18 protein-coding genes are annotated in these 18,691 nt (G+C 44.7%); 9 read left to right on the top strand and 9 right to left on the bottom strand.

The annotated features are described in order from the left end of the window. Positions 1 to 58: 58 nt before the first annotated feature. From QUA07_RS07830 to QUA07_RS07820, 3 genes are all read left to right on the top strand, one after another. Positions 59 to 853, top strand: coding sequence for an HAD family hydrolase (locus QUA07_RS07830; RefSeq protein WP_333323999.1), 795 nt, complete (start codon positions 59 to 61; stop codon positions 851 to 853). A gap of 411 nt (positions 854 to 1,264) precedes the next feature. Next, positions 1,265 to 2,482 (top strand): DNA double-strand break repair nuclease NurA, encoded by a 1,218-nt coding sequence (locus tag QUA07_RS07825; protein ID WP_333323882.1) that lies wholly within the window; start codon positions 1,265 to 1,267, stop codon positions 2,480 to 2,482. 131 nt (positions 2,483 to 2,613) lie between these two features. Further along, positions 2,614 to 2,832, top strand: a complete 219-nt coding sequence (locus QUA07_RS07820; protein ID WP_006633087.1) for a hypothetical protein — start codon at positions 2,614 to 2,616, stop codon at positions 2,830 to 2,832. Between the two features lie 140 nt (positions 2,833 to 2,972). Here the strand turns inward: QUA07_RS07820 and QUA07_RS07815 are convergent, their stop codons facing one another. Beyond that, positions 2,973 to 5,063 carry an ABC transporter ATP-binding protein gene (locus QUA07_RS07815; RefSeq protein WP_333323881.1) on the bottom strand — a complete coding sequence of 697 codons (2,091 nt, stop codon included), beginning with the start codon at positions 5,061 to 5,063 and terminating at the stop codon, positions 2,973 to 2,975. 445 nt (positions 5,064 to 5,508) lie between these two features. On the opposite strand from QUA07_RS07815, the gene QUA07_RS07810 reads away from it, so the two are divergent. Further along, positions 5,509 to 6,027, top strand: a complete 519-nt coding sequence (locus tag QUA07_RS07810) for a GNAT family N-acetyltransferase (RefSeq protein ID WP_333323879.1) — start codon at positions 5,509 to 5,511, stop codon at positions 6,025 to 6,027. A 73-nt stretch (positions 6,028 to 6,100) separates the two neighbouring features. Here QUA07_RS07810 and QUA07_RS07805 read toward each other — a convergent pair whose 3' ends face one another. Beyond that, complete coding sequence (locus QUA07_RS07805) at positions 6,101 to 7,435, bottom strand: tetratricopeptide repeat protein (protein ID WP_333323877.1); 1,335 nt, start codon at positions 7,433 to 7,435, stop codon at positions 6,101 to 6,103. A 21-nt stretch (positions 7,436 to 7,456) separates the two neighbouring features. Here QUA07_RS07805 and QUA07_RS07800 point away from each other — a divergent pair, with 21 nt between their 5' ends. The 4 genes from QUA07_RS07800 (at position 7,457) to hisC (ending at position 11,655) form a co-directional block, all read left to right on the top strand. Continuing rightward, positions 7,457 to 8,737, top strand: a complete 1,281-nt coding sequence (locus QUA07_RS07800; protein ID WP_333323875.1) for an esterase-like activity of phytase family protein — start codon at positions 7,457 to 7,459, stop codon at positions 8,735 to 8,737. A gap of 179 nt (positions 8,738 to 8,916) precedes the next feature. Further along, on the top strand, positions 8,917 to 9,771 hold the full coding sequence (locus QUA07_RS07795; RefSeq protein WP_333323873.1) for an alpha/beta hydrolase: 855 nt from the start codon (positions 8,917 to 8,919) through the stop codon (positions 9,769 to 9,771). Further along, positions 9,768 to 10,481 (top strand): glycerophosphodiester phosphodiesterase family protein, encoded by a 714-nt coding sequence (locus QUA07_RS07790; RefSeq protein WP_333323871.1) that lies wholly within the window; start codon positions 9,768 to 9,770, stop codon positions 10,479 to 10,481. Before QUA07_RS07795 ends, QUA07_RS07790 begins: the two co-directional genes overlap by 4 nt. A gap of 127 nt (positions 10,482 to 10,608) precedes the next feature. After that, on the top strand, positions 10,609 to 11,655 hold the full coding sequence (gene hisC / locus QUA07_RS07785) for a histidinol-phosphate transaminase (protein ID WP_333323869.1): 1,047 nt from the start codon (positions 10,609 to 10,611) through the stop codon (positions 11,653 to 11,655). A gap of 89 nt (positions 11,656 to 11,744) precedes the next feature. Here hisC and QUA07_RS07780 read toward each other — a convergent pair whose 3' ends face one another. The 7 genes from QUA07_RS07780 to QUA07_RS07750 form a co-directional block, all read right to left on the bottom strand. Continuing rightward, on the bottom strand, positions 11,745 to 12,212 hold the full coding sequence (locus QUA07_RS07780) for a type II toxin-antitoxin system VapC family toxin (protein WP_333323867.1): 468 nt from the start codon (positions 12,210 to 12,212) through the stop codon (positions 11,745 to 11,747). Next, complete coding sequence (locus QUA07_RS07775) at positions 12,206 to 12,511, bottom strand: antitoxin family protein (RefSeq protein WP_333323864.1); 306 nt, start codon at positions 12,509 to 12,511, stop codon at positions 12,206 to 12,208. Before QUA07_RS07775 ends, QUA07_RS07780 begins: the two co-directional genes overlap by 7 nt. A gap of 46 nt (positions 12,512 to 12,557) precedes the next feature. Further along, positions 12,558 to 13,358 (bottom strand): class I SAM-dependent methyltransferase, encoded by an 801-nt coding sequence (locus tag QUA07_RS07770; RefSeq protein ID WP_333323862.1) that lies wholly within the window; start codon positions 13,356 to 13,358, stop codon positions 12,558 to 12,560. 143 nt (positions 13,359 to 13,501) lie between these two features. After that, the gene (locus QUA07_RS07765; protein ID WP_333323860.1) at positions 13,502 to 15,142 is read right to left on the bottom strand and encodes a 2-isopropylmalate synthase; all 1,641 of its coding nucleotides are present in this window, start codon (positions 15,140 to 15,142) and stop codon (positions 13,502 to 13,504) included. 195 nt (positions 15,143 to 15,337) lie between these two features. After that, positions 15,338 to 15,859, bottom strand: a complete 522-nt coding sequence (locus QUA07_RS07760) for a LabA-like NYN domain-containing protein (protein WP_006633075.1) — start codon at positions 15,857 to 15,859, stop codon at positions 15,338 to 15,340. A gap of 338 nt (positions 15,860 to 16,197) precedes the next feature. Further along, complete coding sequence (locus QUA07_RS07755; protein WP_333081102.1) at positions 16,198 to 16,848, bottom strand: response regulator transcription factor; 651 nt, start codon at positions 16,846 to 16,848, stop codon at positions 16,198 to 16,200. Between the two features lie 646 nt (positions 16,849 to 17,494). Then, the gene (locus QUA07_RS07750) at positions 17,495 to 17,920 is read right to left on the bottom strand and encodes a ferredoxin (protein WP_333323858.1); all 426 of its coding nucleotides are present in this window, start codon (positions 17,918 to 17,920) and stop codon (positions 17,495 to 17,497) included. Positions 17,921 to 18,324: 404 nt separating this feature from the next. On the opposite strand from QUA07_RS07750, the gene groES reads away from it, so the two are divergent. After that, a complete protein-coding gene (groES, locus tag QUA07_RS07745) occupies positions 18,325 to 18,636 on the top strand; it encodes a co-chaperone GroES (protein WP_332945088.1) in 312 nt (103 codons plus the stop codon). The last annotated feature ends 55 nt before the right edge of the window (positions 18,637 to 18,691 follow it).

Genomic DNA, 18,691 nt, shown 5'->3' with positions numbered 1-18,691 from the left:
TCTCAAATTCTTCAATTCTTCAATCCAAAATCTAAAATCTAAAATCTAAAATCGATTGATGGCTAATAACTTTCCGACAATTCTAGCTCTTGATTTTGACGGTGTGATTTGTGACGGACTAATCGAATATTTCCAAACCGCTTGGCGTACCTACTGTCAAATCTGGAAACCAGTCGAAACAGTGCCAGATCCAGATTTAGCTTTGAGTTTTTACCGAGTGCGGCCCGCCATCGAAACCGGTTGGGAAATGCCGCTGCTAATCCGCGCACTGCTGACAGGAATTTCCCCAGAGCAAATTTTGCTAGAGTGGCCCAATATAGTACCGCATTTATTGACCGAAAATAATTTAAAAGCGCAGTCTGTCGGTGCTATGTTAGACGGATTGCGCGATAATTGGATTGCTGAGGATTTAGCAGGGTGGCTGTCTTTGCACCGCTTTTATCCAGGGGTTGCGGATCGGTTGCACTCGTTGCAGGAGAGTTCGGTGAAAGTGGCGATCGTCACTACGAAGGAAGGCCGTTTTGTGCGGGAACTTTTGCAGCTAGCAGGGGTACAAATGCCGTCAGAGTTGATTTTTGGTAAGGAATACAACAAGCCTAAACACCAAATTTTGCGGGAATTTTTGGCCGCGTCTGGCAAAGATTCGACTATTTGGTTTGTGGAAGACAGGTTAAAGACTTTGCTGTCGGTGAAGCAGCAGCCGGATTTATCTCAGGTGAGGTTATTTTTGGCGGATTGGGGTTACAATACTTTACCAGAACGGGAATCTGTGGCTCAAAATCCACCAGTTCAATTGCTTTCTCTGTCCCAGTTTGCCGGAGATTTTGCAGATTGGCTGCCGATCGATTGTTGATGTTAGATTTGTTTACAGTAGTGATTTTTTTTTCGCTTTTCAGAGTCAAAAAAAATCACAAAATTTTACATCTTTTTTGTTGACTTTTGCGGCGTAGACATGGTATTTTAGTATAATGGGATGGTGGCAAAAATATTATTTTTGCCACCATCCCATTATAAAATAAATATAACAGAAATCCCTCATAAAAGCAAGGCGATAAACAAAAAAAAATGTTTTTTTTATAGACTATTGCAGGTACTCTTGACATCAAAAATCGGGTTTTTTTACTATTTATGCGGGCTGGTACGAAGTATTTTAGTTGCTCAAACCGCGTGGATGACAAAAAACCAAGCTTCGGAACCCAAAAATTGAAAAGTGTTTTGATAATTTCTCAGCTTGAAAGCTTTCTAATATTGAGACTTAAAACCCATGCTGGATTTAACTAAAGCAGCCAAGGCAATGCAGGGAATGAGCCAACATTTGAATGTGGAAGCGGCAGCCGCTCGCCAGCGTTTGGAAGTGGCTCAGAATTTGCTGGTAAAGGCTGCAGGCGAACAGGAAAAATTGGTGGAATTGCAAGAGAATTGGCGAGATCGCACTTTATTTAATGCTGCCACCCCGATCGAGCCATTGTCCGATCGCACCTACATCACCGCACCCCCCGCCGCTCACACAGTCTTTGCCACAGACGGATCGCAAATTTCCCCCAACCATCACGAAATAGCCTACTGCTACCTGCTAAACGTCGGCACAGTCATGCTGCACTACGGACAAAGCCGGCACCCAGTTTTAGACAGCGTACCCGAGGTTTTCTACAAAGCCGAAGACTTGTACGGTTCGCGGCAGTGGGGAATTAGAACCGAAGAATGGATGGGATATCGGCGCGCAGTTTCCGAAGCAATTGCCTTAGCAGAAATGGGCTGCAATTGGGCAAAAGTTAACGACAATAAATTGCCCGCGCCAGCTTTAGCAATGGTAGACGGTTCCCTAATTTATTGGTTTTTGGAACAGTTACCCACCGATGCGCGCGATCAAATTTTGCTACCAATTTTAGAATCTTGGGACAAGTTGCGTTTAGCAGGAATTCCGCTGTTAGGATACTTAAGCGCTTCTCGCAGCAGCGAAACCTTATCTTTTTTACGATTTGAAGCTTGCACCCACGAAGTACCAGACTGCATGACAAATTGCCCGAACGTCGGATTTGCCGCCACAATTTCTTTCGCCGAAAAAGCACCTTGTCAAGAATTTGAACCTTTGCGAGATGCCATATTGTGGGCAACAATCCTGTCACCGGGACAAAGAAGCCCTTTATGGAAGTCCCAAGCTCGAATTTTAGATTTGTACGGCGTTAATTCCGTCTATTTCTGTTACGTTCACGTTGGCACAGAAATTGCTAGAATAGAAGTGCCGGAATGGGTAGCACAAGATACAGCACAGCTAGATTTAGCATTAGGAATGATGCTGGCTCAAGTACACAAAGGCGGCGGGTATCCGGTGACGCTAGCAGAAGCTCACAATCAAGCGGTAGTCACGGGGGGCGATCGAAGTCGCTTTTTCGCTTTGTTAGAGCAGCAAATGATTAAAGCTGGCTTAAAAAATGTGGGAATTTCTTATAAGGAAACACGGAAACGCGGCAGTATTGCTTAAAGTAATAAGTAGAGTCCTGGAGGCAGAAACCTGGTTTTTTACGAAAATACTGAAATTGAGCCTTTAACACAGATAAAAAACCAAGTTTCTTTGGTTTTGATACGTAATTTATGTAGAGTTAAAAATGTTATATGCCAATAGAACTAATTATCTTAATTGCTTCGTTACTTGTATCTTGGTTAGTGTTTAATTGGGCGTTTAAAGTATTGAAAGCCAGCATCGGGACAGCGATTGGTTTAGCAGCAATTGTGCTGACGATGCAGTTATTGTTTGGCATCGGCCCAAATCAGTTGTTTCAACATATAATTCACCTGCCCGAAACCCTGGGGAAAATGATTTCGGGCAAGTGAGCCGATTTTAGATTTTAAATTTTAGATACCCGACTTCTTCCAGAAGCCGGGTATCAGGGGATTCCGAGAATTTTCCCTCTTCCTTCTTCCCTCTTCCCTCTTCCTTCTTCCTTCTTCCTTCTTCCTTCTTCCTTCAGATATTAACTTCCCAGCATTTGCAACTTGTACAAACTGGCATACAACCCTTCTTGCTGCAACAACTCTTCGTGGCTGCCAGACTCTACTAACTGCCCGCGTTTGAGCACTAAAATACGATCGACATTTCGGATAGTCGAGAGCCTGTGGGCAATAATTATCGCCGTTCTGTCCGCCATCAAACGCTCTAGAGCTTCTTGAATTAAAGCTTCTGTACCCACATCCAAACTAGCAGTTGCCTCGTCTAGAACTAAGATACTGGGATTGCGAATAGCGGCGCGAGCAAACGCTAATAATTGCTTTTGTCCCCCCGAAAGATTCGTCCCCCGTTCCCGCAATTGCGTGTCATAACCTTGAGGCAACTGTTCGATTAACCGGGCAACATTTGTCTTTTCTGCTGCTGCTTGAATTTCCTCAATCGAGTAACTTTCTCCCAGGCTGATATTGCTCTTCACGTCACCAGCAAATAGAAAGCCATCTTGGATAATTACGCCTATGTGCCTGCGTAACTCTGCTTGAGGCAAATCCCGAATATCGACATGATTAACCAGAATCCGTCCTCGGCTAGGTTCGTAAAGGCGGCACAGAAGACGGATAATCGAACTTTTGCCTGCACCGGTGGGGCCAACTAATGCTACTTTTTCGCCGGATTTGATGGTGAAATTGAGGTTTTGCAGGACATATTCGTCTTGTTTGTAAGCAAACCACACGTTGTCAAATTGGATTTCTCCCGATTCAGAATTCTGCGATTTGGCATTTTCTCCCCCCCGAAGCTTCGGGGGGTTGGCGGGGGGTGATGGGGGATTGTTGGGCAATAAACGATATTCTGAACTTGGTGGATTTTGAGGATTATCTGCCAATTCGCGATCGAACGGAGACAAGTTGTAAGCCGTTGCCTCTGGATGTCCAGTTATCAACAACGGTGAATAACCTGTCCTTCTTCCTTCTTCCCTCTTCGCTTTTCCTTCTTCCCTCTTCCCTCTCCCTTCAAACATCCGTGTATCCGTGTCAAAATCCGTGTTGTGCCCTTCCTTCTTTGCGCTGGTTGGATCTTTAATTTCGATCGGTTCGTTGAGAATATCGCTAATGCGTTCGACGGCGGTAAATCCTGCTTGAATGGCGGTAAATTTCTCAGCAAATTGCCGCAGCGGATCGAAGAGACGCTGAGCAAATAAAATGAATGCAGAGAGAGTACCAAAGTTAAGATTACCGGCTAAAACCCTTTGACCACCCATCCACAAAACCGCTGCAATAGCTACTAAAGCAATCCATTCTAAAGTCGCAGATACGGCTGAGTCGTAAAATATAGTTTTGTCAACTGCTTTAATGTAGCGTTTATTGGTGACGCGAAACAATTCTGAGTTGAATCTTTCGCGGCGGAATAGCTGCACTACGCCAATACCAGTCAAGTTTTCTTGCAGTTGGGCGTTGAGTTCGGAAAGTTCTTCTCTGGTATTGTAATTGGCTATGCGATATTGGTACTGGAAATAAATTATGACGGCGGTAATTGGTATCATCATCAGCACCAACATTAAAGCTAGTTGCCACTGCATGGTAAACATGAAAATAGCAATTACTAAAATTGAAAATAGATCGCTGACAATGCCGATCGCCCCTGAAGAGAAAACCTCTCCCAAAGCTTCTACATCGCTGGTGAGGCGAGTCATCAGTTTGCCGACAGGAGTGCGATCGAAAAATCTCACTGCTAGCGATGTGACGTGGGCGAACAAATCATTTCTAATATCTGTAGTAATTATTTGCCCTACTTTCGTGACGCAATAGCCTTGAAGTGATTGCAGTGCTAATCTAAGTGTTATAGTTAGCATCAGCAAAATAGCCAAAATATTCAAGGCAGCAGATAGAGGCAATCCCCGCAATAATTCGTAGGTAGGTTCCGAGCGAATTACCGAAATTGCCTGTCCTATGAGAATGGGTTGAATTGCTCCTGAGACTGCTAGCGGTACTAATAGTGCGATCGAAATAATCAGCAAGCGTTTGCTGCGGGTTGCATAAGATGCCAACCTCAGAAATAACCGCCAGTCTGTTTCCTGGCCGGATTTGTTTTTGGTGTCTGCTACTGGTGAGGAAATAGTCATCCGATTTTAGATTTTAGATTTTAGATTTTAGATTGCAAAAGCTATTATGCTGCTAAATTCGGCGGCTTTTGCTGAGGATATCGAGCGTTTTTTTCGCTGCGCGGCTTGTAGGGCGGGCGGCGAGATCGGTTCTGTCAGCTTTTAGCAAAAAAGCTGTACAATATATCCAACTAATAATTGTAGCAAATAGAGTCAGTCAAATTAGCAAATCTTCTACATAGCCAGCAAATTATCGAACCAGACAGCGCTCAGTCGCCCATATTTATTACAATTGCGGATACCCGCTACTTGCCACTTTATGCCTTTAGACATAGAGTTAGCCACGGGTTTTATTTGCTGGATCAAATGCTAGGTTTTCCAAAGGCAGTTCACTGCATTGAAGAGATTGATTTTACATTTCACCGTCGTCCCCAGGAAAGTGTATTAGACTTTTTGGTTAAAAGTTATGCAAGAAATAGAGACAGCCCGATTGTATCTGAGACAATTTACGCCAGACGACTTAGATGAGCTGTACCGTATTTACAGTGATGCAGAAATAATGAAATACTTGAGAGGAGTTAAAACTAGAGAAGAAACAGAAAGTGCCATTCATAACATGGTCCAACATTGGGCAGAAAACAATTTCGGAATGTGGGCTTTAGTACATAAAATAGACCGTAAAATGATTGGCCGCTGTGGACTGGCTTTTCTGGATCAGACACCGGAAGTTGAGCTGGGCTATGCGCTAGACAAAGTTTATTGGAATCAAGGATTGGTAACAGAAGCATCTTTTGCTAGTCTTAACTATGGATTTCAAATATTAAAGTTGGAGAGAATAGTTGCGATCGCCCGCCCAGAAAATATCGCCTCCCAGCGGGTGATACAAAAAGTTGGCATGAAATATGAAAAAAATGCTCGTTATTACGAAACTGATGTACTATATTACTCTATCTCGCGAGAAACCTACGAGTCAAAAGTAGTTTAGTAGGGTGTGCAATGCACACCTTACTGCATTTAAATTACTCACATTGCAAATTGTCATTATTGCCTGCTGACAACTACGAACTTCTTTGCAATTGCTTGTTAACTTTTTGAATTTTCTTAGCAAAATACTCTTGTCTGTGTCCCAATTTTTTAGCCACGTCTAACCCTTTTTGATAGGATTCCAAAGCTTTATCGTAAGCCTTCATCTCTTGATAAACTTGACCGATATTGTCATAAGTGTTCATCAATCCGTAGAAATTGTAAGCCCGCTCTTCTAACAGCAACTGCATTTGATAAATCCGCAAAGTCTGCTCCCACTGCTTTTGCGATCGATAAAGTAATGCTAATTTATCTAAAGCTTCGCTAGCTTGGGCATACTGTTGAATAGGGACGGCTAAATTGTAGGCTTCCTGATAGTATTGAGCGGCTAAATTGATTTGACCTATGGTTTGGTAATCACTGGCGATCGCAATTTTGAGCGGTGGTATAGCGCTGGGGTTTTGTAAGTTAAGATACACCGATGCTAGTTTTTCCCTAGCTGCGATCGCCTTTAGGGGTTGTTTCGACTGCTGGTAAACGTAGGCCAACTGTCTCAGAGTCTCTACCTCAGTTGGAGGAGTTACAGGCTGCGGCGGCGCACCGTTTCCCGCAACTACAGCAGAACTTTGCACAGCAGAATTAGCAGCAAATAAATCCCGGTTTTCCTGAATTAAAGTTGCCAATTCCTCATACACGGGAGCAGCTTTATCGTAACTCAACCAATTGATATGAATCAGCCCGATCGCCTTCAAAATCTGACCTTGAGCCAATATATCTTGGTTTTGGCGCGCATTTTCGAGAATTTCTTGGTAAACTTCTACAGTCGGCCCTTTAGCGCGCACCTGCTGAAAAGCCGCAGCGAAGACGGGGAGCAACTCAGTATTAAGTGGTACTTGGGATTTGACTTGTTTTTGAATTGCTTGCAACCGTTTGGTAATAAGCTGTAGTTCGAGGTTTTTACCATTACTCCAAGCAACACTTCCCACCCGACTCAAAGCAGCAATTTCCGCCGCCGGCCCCAGATACCTCCGCAGCCGCAATTCTCGGAACCAAATTTCAAAAGCACCCGCGCCGTCTCCAGCTTGCAGTTTAGCCGCTGCTTCTAAGTTTAACTCTTCCAAAGCCGCTGTCAGTTCGTCCCGCTGAGTGCTGCTCAAAGATTCGTTAGCGGGAGTTAGGGGATCGGGTGTGGTAATTTCTAGAGGATTAGGAGAAAATTGATCGAGGCCTGGTGAATTAGTTTGGGCGCTAGCAATAGAACCAGCACACAGCCACAAAAAAAGCAAGCACCCAATTGGCACAGAACTTCTGATTCTCAAAATTTGCTTGCCGCGATTCGGCATCTTTTCTGGAAACATCAAGTTTTGCATATCTACAAAACGGTATAAATTATGTCACAAAGATGGCACAAAAGCAAACTGTTCAACAAGAGCAACAAAATAAATTTTACCGCACTGAGCAATTGTTTTCAGTTCAATGCGTTGGGCGATCCTCTTCCAGGGCTTCGCCAACGTATTTTACGATTATTCAGTCTAGCCCTAATTCTCTTAACTGTTTCCACAGCTTGCGCCCCCCCTCCCGCAGTTGGAAAAGACCGCTCTTTTCCAGAAATGTCCCTAGAATTTTTGGGCGACTACCAATTGCCAAAAATGAATTTTGAAGGAGTACCAGTCGGCGGTTTGTCAGGAATTACCTACGATCCGAAAGGTATTAGTGCAGTCACTTCCAAAGCTTATCGCTTTTACGCTCTTTCCGACGACCCCAGCGAAAACGGAGAAGCGAGATTTTACAGTCTCAGACTCGACCTCACATCAAGTGATCCCGGCAATATTCGCTTGAAAAAAGTTACCGTTGAAGGCGTTACCTCCCTCAAAAAAGCAGACGGTGAAACCTTCTCTTGGGGCTCCATCAATCCCGAAGGCATCGCCCTTTCTCCCCGCAACTCAGTATTTGTCGCCAGCGAAGGCGTTACTCATGTGGGCATACCTCCTTTTCTCGGAGAATTCGACATCAAAACCGGGCAAATGCGGGGAAATTTGCCGATACCAAAGCGCTATATTCCCGATGCCAGCGATGAAAAACAGCAGCAAGGAGTTGTGGACAATTTAGGTTTTGAATCTTTAACCATCGACCCAGAAACTTTTAGTCCAGGCGGTCTCGATCCGTTTCGTTTGTTCGCAGCTACGGAAGCGCCGTTAATGCAAGATTTAGACCCCGAACAGGCAAGTAAACTCCGTATTTTACATTATATCATCGTCGATAAAACGCCGCAATTAGTCTCAGAAAATCTTTACAATCTCGACCAAGTTCCCATGACTATTTTGAACGGTTTAACAGAATTAGTAACTGTCGGTAGCGGTCAGATTCTGAGTTTAGAACGTTCTTTTGGGCTGTCGGGATACAGCGCTAGGATTTATCAAGTAGCGGTTGGGGCGGCTACAGATACTTCGAGAATCCAGAGTTTTAAAGGGCGAGTGGCGGTGGAACCTGTTAAGAAAAAGTTGCTCCTAGACTTAAGCGAACTCGGAATTCCGCTGTACAATTTAGAGGGGATGACCCTCGGCCCGCGCTTGCCAGATGGCAGCCAGAGTCTAGTTTTGGTCAGCGATGACAATTTTGATGAAGCGCAGAAAACTCAGTTTATCTTGTTGAGTTTGAAGGGCAAAGGTTAAGTTAGAAGGGCGGGCTAGGAGCAACGGCCCACCCCACAAAAAGATTTATTCTTTGTGAAACAGGCCCGCAAGCCTGTTTATGAAAACAGTAGAAAAAAATTCACTCTTTGTGGAACAGGCATCTTGCCTGTTCATAAAAAAGTTAAATCAAATTTATCCAAATATAAAACCCCATAATCATGCCAACTCGTAACACTTTGCACTTACCAGAAATCGAGCTTTCATACCTAGAATGGAATCCAGAAACAGGGAAAACCAAAGTTCCGCGTTTGCTATTGTTACACGGTTTAGCAGATAGTGCTTGTGTCTGGACTAACTTGGGCGATTATTTGTCGAACCGCTATCATATTGTAGCGCCAGATATGCGCGGACACGGAGAGAGTAGCAAACCGAAAACAGGCTATACTTTTGAAAGTGCGATCGCAGATTTAGAAGCTTTGATGACACATCTCAACTGGTCTGACGCACACATTTTAGGACATTCTTGGACGGGAAAACTAGCACCGATTTGGGCGAGGCAAAATCCCGATCGCTTTTGCAGTATGATTTTAGTAGACCCCATCTTCATCACCAAACTGCCCGCCGCGATGAAACTCACCCTGCCAATTGTTTACCGAAAATTAGACTGTCTCAAATGTGTGGGCCCGTTTGCGACTTTAGCCCAAGCAGAAGCAGCAGCAAAACAATCGGGAGAATACGCAGATTGGAGTGACGTGCAGCAAATGGTATTCCAAAACCAAATCGAACAAAAATCTGACGGAAATTGGGGCAGTAAATTTACAATGGCAGCCAGAAATCAGATATTTGCAGAAGTGATGAAAGTTGCGGGTTTAACTGAAAATATTGAGATACCGACTTTGTTTGTACAGCCGGAAAAAGGCGTAAATCGCATGGCTTGGCAAATGCAGCCATACAAGAGATACTTGAAAAATCTTACCGTTGCAAAAGTACCGGGGAACCACTGGTCTTTTTTGACTCAACCAGAAACTTTTAATCAAACTGTGGCAGATTTTTTAGAGGGTACAAGACAGTGAATTTAGAAATTATTGCACATCGGGGATTTTCGGCGATCGCCCCGGAGAATACTTTAGCAGCTTTTGAACTGGCGATCGCCCGTGGAGCTCATTCGATCGAATTTGACATCCAGCTATCCGCCGACAACGTACCAGTAATTTTTCACGACGCAACACTGGATAGAATTACTGGAGTTTCTGGCAAAGTTAGGGAAACAACTCTGTCTGAATTGCAGACACTTAATGCGGGAAAATGGTTTAGCGATGAATTTTCACCAGAAAAAATTCCTACTTTAAAAGCCGCATTAACCATACTCAAAAATGTTGGCAAATTTCTTTACTTTGATGTCAAGCCGCACTGCGACTGGTCTAACGCAGATGTCGCGGATTTTGTCAAGACTTTGAAGGGCGCAGAGATCCAACATAAATGCGTTATTAGCTCCTTTAACGATGGATTTCTGGAACAAGTGCGGCGGCTATCTGGCGATTTGGCGATCGGACATATTGTTGCTAATCTAGAAGCGTACAAAACTCAATTAGCTCAAGCTGTGACCTATCAGGATAATTTGATTAGCAGCCAGTATCGCGTTTTGCTGGAAAACCCCGCACTAATTCAAGAAAGCCGGAGTCAGGGAGTTGACATTGTGGCCTGGACGGTGGACGATCGAGCAGATATGCAAAAGTTAATTGATTTGGGTATAACGCGGATAGTCACTAATTGTTTGATATAATCTTTTTAACTTGATGTCTTGCACCATTATCAAGAACGGGCAAGATGCCCGTTCCACAAAACTCAATATATCTTGCACCATGATCAAGAACGGGCAAGATGCCCGTTCCACAAAACTCAATTAATAGATGAATTATTTTCGCAAAAGCATCCACGAAATGTCTGGCTATGTGCCGGGGGAACAGCCACCGCTAGGCACAAAAATTATTAAACTAAATTCTAATGAAAATCCCTATCCACCTTCTCCCAAAGCCTTAAAAGTGCTTCAGGAAATAGACGGAGAAATGCTGCGGCGCTATCCAGATCCAACTGGCAAAAGTTTCCGCATTGCTGCTAGTCAAGTTTTAGGAGTACCTGACGATTGGATTGCGGTAGGTAACGGCAGCGACGATTTATTAAACTTGATTGTTCGCGCTGTGGGCGAATCTGGGAAACAGATAGTTTGTCCCGCGCCTACCTACGTCTTATACCGCACTTTGGCAGAAATTCAAGATGCAGAATTTGTCGAAGTTCCTTATCCCGACGACTACAAGTTACCAGTCGATTTGCTAATAGCAGCCCAGGGTGCAGTGACATTTGTAGCTTCGCCAAACAGTCCATCGGGAACAGCCATATCTGTTGCAGATTTGGAGAAGCTGGCTAAAGAGTTATCGGGTATTCTTGTTATCGACGAAGCTTATGTAGATTTCGCCGAAGAAAATGCTTTGCATTTGACAAAAAAGTACAGTAATGTTATAGTTTTGAGAACGCTTTCAAAAGGTTATTCCCTAGCAGGACTGAGGTTGGGTTTTGGCATAGCAAACCCGGCGCTGCTGGCAGAATTAAATAAAATCAAAGACAGCTATAATGTGGATGCTTTAGCCTATGCAGTGGGGGCGGCTGCGATCGCAGATCAAGACCACAAAACAGCCAACGCCGAAAAGATTAAGGCCTCGCGAGCAAAACTAGCCGTTAGTTTCGAGGAATTAGGCTTTGAAGTTTGGCCCTCGCAAACCAACTTTTTGTTAGTTAGGCCACCAAACGGCGATGCAGAAAGAATTTATCAAACAATGAAAGTACGGGGAATCTTGATTCGATACTTCCATCAGCCGCGATTAGAAGACAAATTGCGGATTAGTGTAGGTACGGAGGAACAGAATCAAATATTGGTTAAAACTTTGAAAGAAATTCTCTAAATAACGATCGCACTAAAATTAGTTTCTAGTGATGACTTTAGTCCTCTGATTGGTATGAAGACTTGCATTCCTCACTACAAACAGCTTGATTACGGATAATCATTAGGATTATCAATCACCAACCCTTCTGAATGAGCAATATTCAGCAATCGATTGTCCGCCGAAACAAAAACCAGTTGAGTATCTGGCACGGAAACGAGAGTAGATTGAACGCGCAAAGCAGCCGCTAATTGCACAGAATCATAAGCCCGCAGTGGGTTTTGCATCACCAGTGCGCCGGCTATTTCTATCAAAGTGCGATCGACTTCAAGAACTTCATACTGGTTGTCAAAATCCGTGCGAAAATCTCCCATAAGTTGGTCAACCTCATCGACAGATAGAGTACCCTCTCGTTGACGGCGTGAAAAAGCGCTGCATACCTCCACCCAAGTAATCTGAGAAATCGCGAGAAAGTTACCTGCTGCAGGAACAGTAATGGATTGAATCCAATTACTTCCCAATTCAGGCACATACCGTTTAACCAAAGCGCTGGTGTCTAAGAAATAGGCATTTACCACGGGCCGCGATCCTCAATAACGATTTCAGAAAGAGGTTTCCCCACTCTTCCCTTGAGTTTTTCAAACAGGTCGCGCCGCTTTTGTTCTGCGGCTGCATCTAGCTTAAACTGTTTTGTTGGCAAACCCATCAATTTTCGTAAATCCATCAACTTAATCGCTTTTTCGCGATCGCCCTTGAGTTCTTCCGGCGACACTTCCGCTACAATTGTTATTTCCACAGTTTCCCCATCATTCAATGACAAAGGACTCAAGGGACGAAAAACCCCGTTTTCGTAGATAGCAGTAATAGTTTCTGGCATAATTAGCCTCTTAATTAAATGCTTTGACTTATTGTACTTCTTTTAATTACTTCGTTGCCACCACAGCCAAGTTCCAAGCCAATCGCTTCATCAAAGGCAACTTCTTCAAAAAGCCATCCCACCCTTCTAACCGAGAATATTCCGGTTTCAATCTCTCTTGTTCAATGATAATCTTTTTCCAATAACGCTCCTCATTGGGATGCACTTTTTCGATTAAATAAAAGCGCAAAAAAATCCACAACGATGTCAGCCAAAACGTATCATAAGCCGTCTCGGAAAACAAAGAATTGACAAAATTTACAATATTAATATCCAAAGGACTTTCATCCTCCGTCCGCACCTCAGTCGCCATCCTACGGTAAACATTAATCACCGGATTGTGCTTCATCGGGTCCCAAAAACAAGCTTTACCCCCAGGCTTCAGCACGCGGTGCATTTCGCGAATTGCCTTTTCAGGTTCCGGCAAATGGTGCAACAAATTAGAAGCGTAAACAATATCAAAACTATTATCCGGGAAATCCATGGCCATTGCATTCACCGTGCAGCCGTCTATTTTGACGCCGTTTTTCTCAGCCAATTTCAGAGCAACTTCTACCATGCCCTGAGAATAGTCCGCCGCGACACAATTGGCGCCTTTTTTAGCAAAATAAACGCTATTTTCTCCCGCGCCGCAGCCTAAATCTAACAGGCGTTTGCCTGTAATATCGCCCATTTGCTGGACGATAAATCTATTTTCTGGGGCGGTACAAGCTTCAAAGTAATCATTAACTCGAATGCCGTCAATATCGATTGTGGATGCCCAAGCATCGTGGAATTGCCGCTCTTTTTTTAAAGTTTCTTCTTGCATTTTTCAAGAGTTGGTTATGAGTAAAAAAAAGTAATTTTAAACCGCAGATAAACCCGGATAAAGGCAGATTAATTGAGATTTATCTGCTTCGATCTAGGTTCGTCTGCGGTTTGTTTCAAGAAAAATGGCTGACAATAAATTTATCAGCGCTGTGCTTTTGCAACAACTTGATTTCCGATCGCAGTTGGCTGTTCCGAGGATTTTTCAGTAGTATGCTGCAATGCCTGATACAGGCGATTTAAAGCGCTGATGTATGCTTCTGCGGAGGCTACAATAATATCGGTATTTGCTGAGTGACCGGAAAATACTTTGCCTTCGTGCCGCAAGCGAATTGTTACTTCGCCGATCGCATCTATGCCCGCTGTTACCGATTGTACAGAAAACTCGATCAACTCGTTCGGTACGTTTACCACCCGGTTAATTGCCCTGTAAATCGCATCCACAGGCCCAGTGCCGATCGCAGCATCGGTCAATTCTTCCCCCGCCGGATTCCGCACAGTGACAGTTGCTGTCGGGCGAGATTTGTCGCCGCAGGAAACTTGCACCAATTCTAACCGGAACAGTTCCGGTGCTTGGTGCACTTCGTTATTGGCTATCGCCTCTAAATCCCAATCAGTAATCTCTTTTTTCTTGTCTGCCAAATCTTTAAACTTGACAAAAGCCTTATTTAGCTCATCGTCTGCCATTTCAAAACCCAACTCTTTCAAGCGAGTGTGAAATGCGTGGCGGCCGGATAATTTGCCCAAGACGATTTGATTTTCAGTTAAGCCGATCGACTCAGCGTCCATAATCTCGTATGTCCGCTTATTTTTCAGCACCCCATCTTGGTGAATTCCCGACTCGTGAGCAAAAGCATTTGCCCCGACAATCGCCTTATTTGGCTGCACCAACATCCCCGTCAAATTGGAAACCAACCGCGAGGTTTTATAAATTTGGCGCGAGTCAATATTTGTCAGCGGTTCCTCAGAATCTGCAGGCCGGCCCAAGAACGGATTATAATATTGGCGCCGCACGTAAAGCGCCATTACCAACTCTTCCAGAGCTGCATTTCCCGCCCGTTCGCCAATCCCGTTAATCGTACATTCTAACTGTCTGGCGCCATTTTTCACAGCTTCCAAAAAGTTAGCAACAGCCAATCCTAAGTCATTGTGACCGTGAACCGAAATAATTGCGCGATCGATATTCGGCACATTTTCCTTAATTCCCCGAATCAAAGCCCCAAACTCGCTCGGAGTCGTGTAGCCGACAGTATCGGGAATATTAACAGTAGTCGCACCCGCTGCGATCGCCCGTTCTAGAACCTGATACAAAAACTCCGGTTCCGATCGACAAGCATCTTCCGGCGAAAACTCCACATCATCCACAAAAGACTTAGCGTAAGCTACCATTTCCGGCACAATTTCCAGAACCTCAGCCCGCGTCTTTTTCAGCTTATACTCCAAGTGAATATCGGACGTAGCCAGAAACGTATGAATTCGCGAATTTACTGCGGGTTTCAGAGCCTCGGCTGCTGTTTTAATATCCTCCTTTCTCGCCCTCGCTAAACCGCAAATTGTCGGCCCATTTTCTGTGCCAACCGATCGGGCTATTTTTTGGACTGCCTCGAAATCTCCCGTGCTGGTGAAAGGGAAACCCGCTTCAATCACATCTACGCCCAATCTCGCTAACTGGCGAGCGATCGTCAGCTTTTCATCCACATTCAGAGATGCACCCGGAGATTGTTCTCCGTCTCGCAAAGTCGTATCGAAAATAATAATCCGGTCTTGACTTGGTTGAGTTTTCATAGCTCTAAAAAAGTGTTTTCCTGATTTTTACTTGTCCGTTTTTCTGGATTTTTAGCCTCCAGTCACCAGTCCCCTGTCTCGCGCCAATAACGAATAATTAATAACCCATAACCCATAACTACTGACTAATGACTGCTGACTAATGACTAATGACTAATAACTAATGACTAATGACTAATGACTAATAACTACTGACTAATAATCCATCTTCTCGATATGTTCCCTAATTTCATTTAGGTCTATATACCTATCTGTAGCATTTCGTAACTCTCTAGCAATCATTCCTTCGGTTGATACCACAGTAATATGAGTATTTTTCGAGCGGAGCAGCTCGATCGCCCGCTCAAAATCCCCATCCCCGCTAAACAGCACAACTTGGTCGTATTGATCCACGGTATTAAACATATCAACCACAATTTCTATGTCTAAATTAGCCTTTTGAGAATATCTGCCCGAAGCATCGTCGTAATATTCCTTAAGAATTTTAGTGCGAACCGTGTAACCCAGACTGATCAAAGCATCTCGAAATCCCCTTTGATCTTGGGGGTCTTTGAGACCCGTATACCAGAAAGCATTGATCAAGATGACATTCGGCTGCGAAGTTTTGAAATATTCGAGCACCCTGCGAGGATCAAAAAACCAACCGTTCTTTTGTTGAGCGTAGAACATATTGTTCCCGTCCACAAAAATAGAAAGGCGGTTCATTAAGTTTGTCATAGAAACTTAGACCTAATAATTGTAGAAAGAAGTTAATCTAAATATCACATTTTAGCAACATGGAGCTAACTGAGGCAATAGATTAGACTTCAGAAAACTCCATCTCCCCAGTATTTCATATTTTCGGCTCTACCGCCAGAGGGTTCTTTTAACCCTGCTTGCATTTGAGCGAGGGGCCCTCACAAACTATACGCCTAGTAACTCAATACCGGCTGCCGTGTCAAGGTTAATGGCGCCTTCAAACTACCGTGCCCACCGCCCTACCGCCAAGCAGGCATACGCCCAGCGCATAGCAGTAGATTTTGCTCCCCTGATTTCATAGCGCAGACTACCTCCGCTCAAGCCTTTTTGCTTTCAAGAGCCCAGCGAGCTAACTCTGTCCGGTTGTGCAGACCTGTTTTGCCCAGCATATTGCTGACGTGGCTTTCGATTGTCCGCTGGCTGACATTCATCACGTCTGCGATCTGGCGGTTTGCCATACCCTGCGCTAGCAACTGTACGACCTTTAACTCAGTGGGAGTCAATTCGACATTGCGGCGCGCCTTAATTTTTGGGCCACTGTCCATACCGGGATTTGAGTGGCTAATCAAGCGGGATGCTGCTTTCAGAGAAGATTCCACTTGGGCCACCAGTTCTTCTGGTTCAAAAGGCTTGACTATATAAACGTCAGCCCCAGTGCTCAAGCCTTTTACTCGGTCTGAACTTTGACCTTTTGCGGACAAGAAAAGAACCGGAATCCAGCTCGTGCGAGGGTCTTCTCTGATGTGTTTGACTAAAGTGTAGCCATCCATTTCCGGCATCATCACGTCGCAGATCATCAAGTCGGGAACTTCTTGTTCTAGTTTTTCCAGAGCGTCTCTGCCGTTTTCTGCTGTAATGACGTTGTAACCCCGAAACTCCAAGTAGTCCTTGACCAGCAAGATCAAATTGGGGTCGTCGTCAACCAGCATCAGCCGTTTTTGTTCTCCTGAATTATTGTCCTTTGTCATGTTTATTCCCGCTAAAGTATCCCGCATACTTCCTTCTTTTCACTTCTGTTTTTTCGGTCAGTCCCCCGCCACCCGGCTGGGAGTGGAGGACGACGATCGACTGAAGGGATGGCGGTGAGGGAAAGCGGGGCGGGTATTACCGCTTCCCAACCTGTAATCGACGGCTGTTTCTGAGTGTCTTACGACCTGGAACGCAGCCAAAACCAGTAATGGACGATCGCCCTGTCAAGATCGGCCTTGATTGATTGGAGATTGCCTAACAGAGCGCAAGTTAAATATTTAATCTCGATCGGTTCAATTTCAGGTTAATGCCCCGGTTTTAAATGATACTTCTGATATAGAGAAATTTAAGCAGACTCCCTACTTACGTATTTAACTGTTTCTAGTGTAGTTTGGCAACCTGCTTAGTGTCTGCCACTGAGAAATTTTTGCACAAAATTTCACAGTTCCTCCGATCGATTTTTTTGGTGTACCTTTTGAGAAACACCAGAAACACGGGAAGCCACCCAGGGAAGACAAGAACCTAACTACAGTTTTATGGAGCTGTAGCGGGTGCGATCGCCCGCAAGCCAAACTGTCTCAAATTCTCACCCTTAACCTTAAATTTAACCTTTAATTATACCCATGTACTTTAACAGCGCTATAATTAGACGTTTTGCTCCGCCTCAGCAGGCACTGGCAAAGGATGAGTCAAGAAAGCGTATTCTTGAACGACCTTTGAGTTTAGGAGATGTTCCTGAATAATTCTCTCAATGACGGGTGGAGTAACGTCGCGATACCACACTCCGTCTGGATAGACTACCATAATCGGGCCAGACGCGCACACTCGCAGGCAATTGGCTTTGGTGCGAAAAACGCAGGTTGGTCGAGTGGCACTTGGCTTGTCCAACCCCAATTCTTGCAAGCGTTTTTTTAAGTAATTCCACGCCTCCAGACTGGTTTGCCGATCGCAGCACTTGGGCACGGTTTGGTCGGCACAGATAAAAATATGCCGCTCGATTTGAGCGATTCCCAGGCTTTGGACGCAAGCGCTCAAGCCTTGGCTGCAATATTCCTGGTTATTTTCTGTCATTTTATTCATCACTCAAAAGTAATTGGTTAGCGGTCTAAAGTCATCACCACAGCGTCCACTCCCAGGGCGGTTTCATTCTCTTGTAGGGGCTGCCCCCCGTGGCTGCCCCTACCTATGAAATAACCGAAAAATCGTCGGTGGGGAGGGTAGGCACGGGGGCACTACCCCTACAAAATCCTCGTTTTTTGGAGAATGAAACAGCCCTGCACTCCCCCCTCTCCTTCCCTTCAACTCATGCTCGGTTCGGGAACCCGTACTGACAACTAAGTTGCGATCGCCCCTTTCTAGAGCTAAATTAGCACTCAGGAGTCGAGAGTGCTAATATGTCAGTTGTAAGTAGTCCGCTGTTGCTTTCATCGTGACCCCTGACGACTGACGACAATCTGTAATCTGGAGATTTATTTATGGCAGCAGTATCACTGAGTGTTTCTACCGTTAAACCGTTAGGCGAGCGCGTGTTCGTAAAAGTAAGCGCTAGCGAAGAAAAAACCGCCGGCGGCATCCTTCTGCCCGACACAGCTAAGGAAAAGCCCCAAGTAGGCGAAGTCGCGGCCGTGGGCCCCGGCAAGCGCAATGACGACGGCACCCGCATTGAAATGGAAGTCAAAGTCGGCGACAAAGTTCTCTACTCGAAGTACGCCGGCACCGACATCAAACTCGGCACAGACGAATACGTCTTGCTTGCAGAAAAAGACATTCTGGCGATCGTTAACTAATTAATCATTAGTCATCAGTCCTTAGTCCTTAGTCATCAGTCATTAGTTTAAAGCG

The organism is Microcoleus sp. T3_A4 (genome assembly GCF_036700465.1).
GTDB lineage: Bacteria > Cyanobacteriota > Cyanobacteriia > Cyanobacteriales > Microcoleaceae > Microcoleus.
Note: the sequence above shows the minus strand (reverse complement) of the source record. Positions and strands in the feature narration are given on the sequence as shown.

Excerpts from the sequence above, each read along its gene's own strand:
- QUA07_RS07830 (WP_333323999.1), top strand. The coding sequence starts at position 59 with ATGGCTAATAACTTTCCGACAATTCTAGCTCTTGATTTTGACGGTGTG.
- QUA07_RS07825 (WP_333323882.1), top strand. The coding sequence starts at position 1,265 with ATGCTGGATTTAACTAAAGCAGCCAAGGCAATGCAGGGAATGAGCCAA.
- QUA07_RS07820 (WP_006633087.1), top strand. The coding sequence starts at position 2,614 with ATGCCAATAGAACTAATTATCTTAATTGCTTCGTTACTTGTATCTTGG.
- QUA07_RS07815 (WP_333323881.1), bottom strand. The coding sequence starts at position 5,063 with ATGACTATTTCCTCACCAGTAGCAGACACCAAAAACAAATCCGGCCAG.
- QUA07_RS07810 (WP_333323879.1), top strand. The coding sequence starts at position 5,509 with ATGCAAGAAATAGAGACAGCCCGATTGTATCTGAGACAATTTACGCCA.
- QUA07_RS07805 (WP_333323877.1), bottom strand. The coding sequence starts at position 7,435 with ATGCAAAACTTGATGTTTCCAGAAAAGATGCCGAATCGCGGCAAGCAA.
- QUA07_RS07800 (WP_333323875.1), top strand. The coding sequence starts at position 7,457 with ATGTCACAAAGATGGCACAAAAGCAAACTGTTCAACAAGAGCAACAAA.
- QUA07_RS07795 (WP_333323873.1), top strand. The coding sequence starts at position 8,917 with ATGCCAACTCGTAACACTTTGCACTTACCAGAAATCGAGCTTTCATAC.
- hisC (WP_333323869.1), top strand. The coding sequence starts at position 10,609 with ATGAATTATTTTCGCAAAAGCATCCACGAAATGTCTGGCTATGTGCCG.
- QUA07_RS07775 (WP_333323864.1), bottom strand. The coding sequence starts at position 12,511 with ATGCCAGAAACTATTACTGCTATCTACGAAAACGGGGTTTTTCGTCCC.
- QUA07_RS07770 (WP_333323862.1), bottom strand. The coding sequence starts at position 13,358 with ATGCAAGAAGAAACTTTAAAAAAAGAGCGGCAATTCCACGATGCTTGG.
- QUA07_RS07765 (WP_333323860.1), bottom strand. The coding sequence starts at position 15,142 with ATGAAAACTCAACCAAGTCAAGACCGGATTATTATTTTCGATACGACT.
- QUA07_RS07760 (WP_006633075.1), bottom strand. The coding sequence starts at position 15,859 with ATGACAAACTTAATGAACCGCCTTTCTATTTTTGTGGACGGGAACAAT.
- QUA07_RS07755 (WP_333081102.1), bottom strand. The coding sequence starts at position 16,848 with ATGACAAAGGACAATAATTCAGGAGAACAAAAACGGCTGATGCTGGTT.
- QUA07_RS07750 (WP_333323858.1), bottom strand. The coding sequence starts at position 17,920 with ATGACAGAAAATAACCAGGAATATTGCAGCCAAGGCTTGAGCGCTTGC.
- groES (WP_332945088.1), top strand. The coding sequence starts at position 18,325 with ATGGCAGCAGTATCACTGAGTGTTTCTACCGTTAAACCGTTAGGCGAG.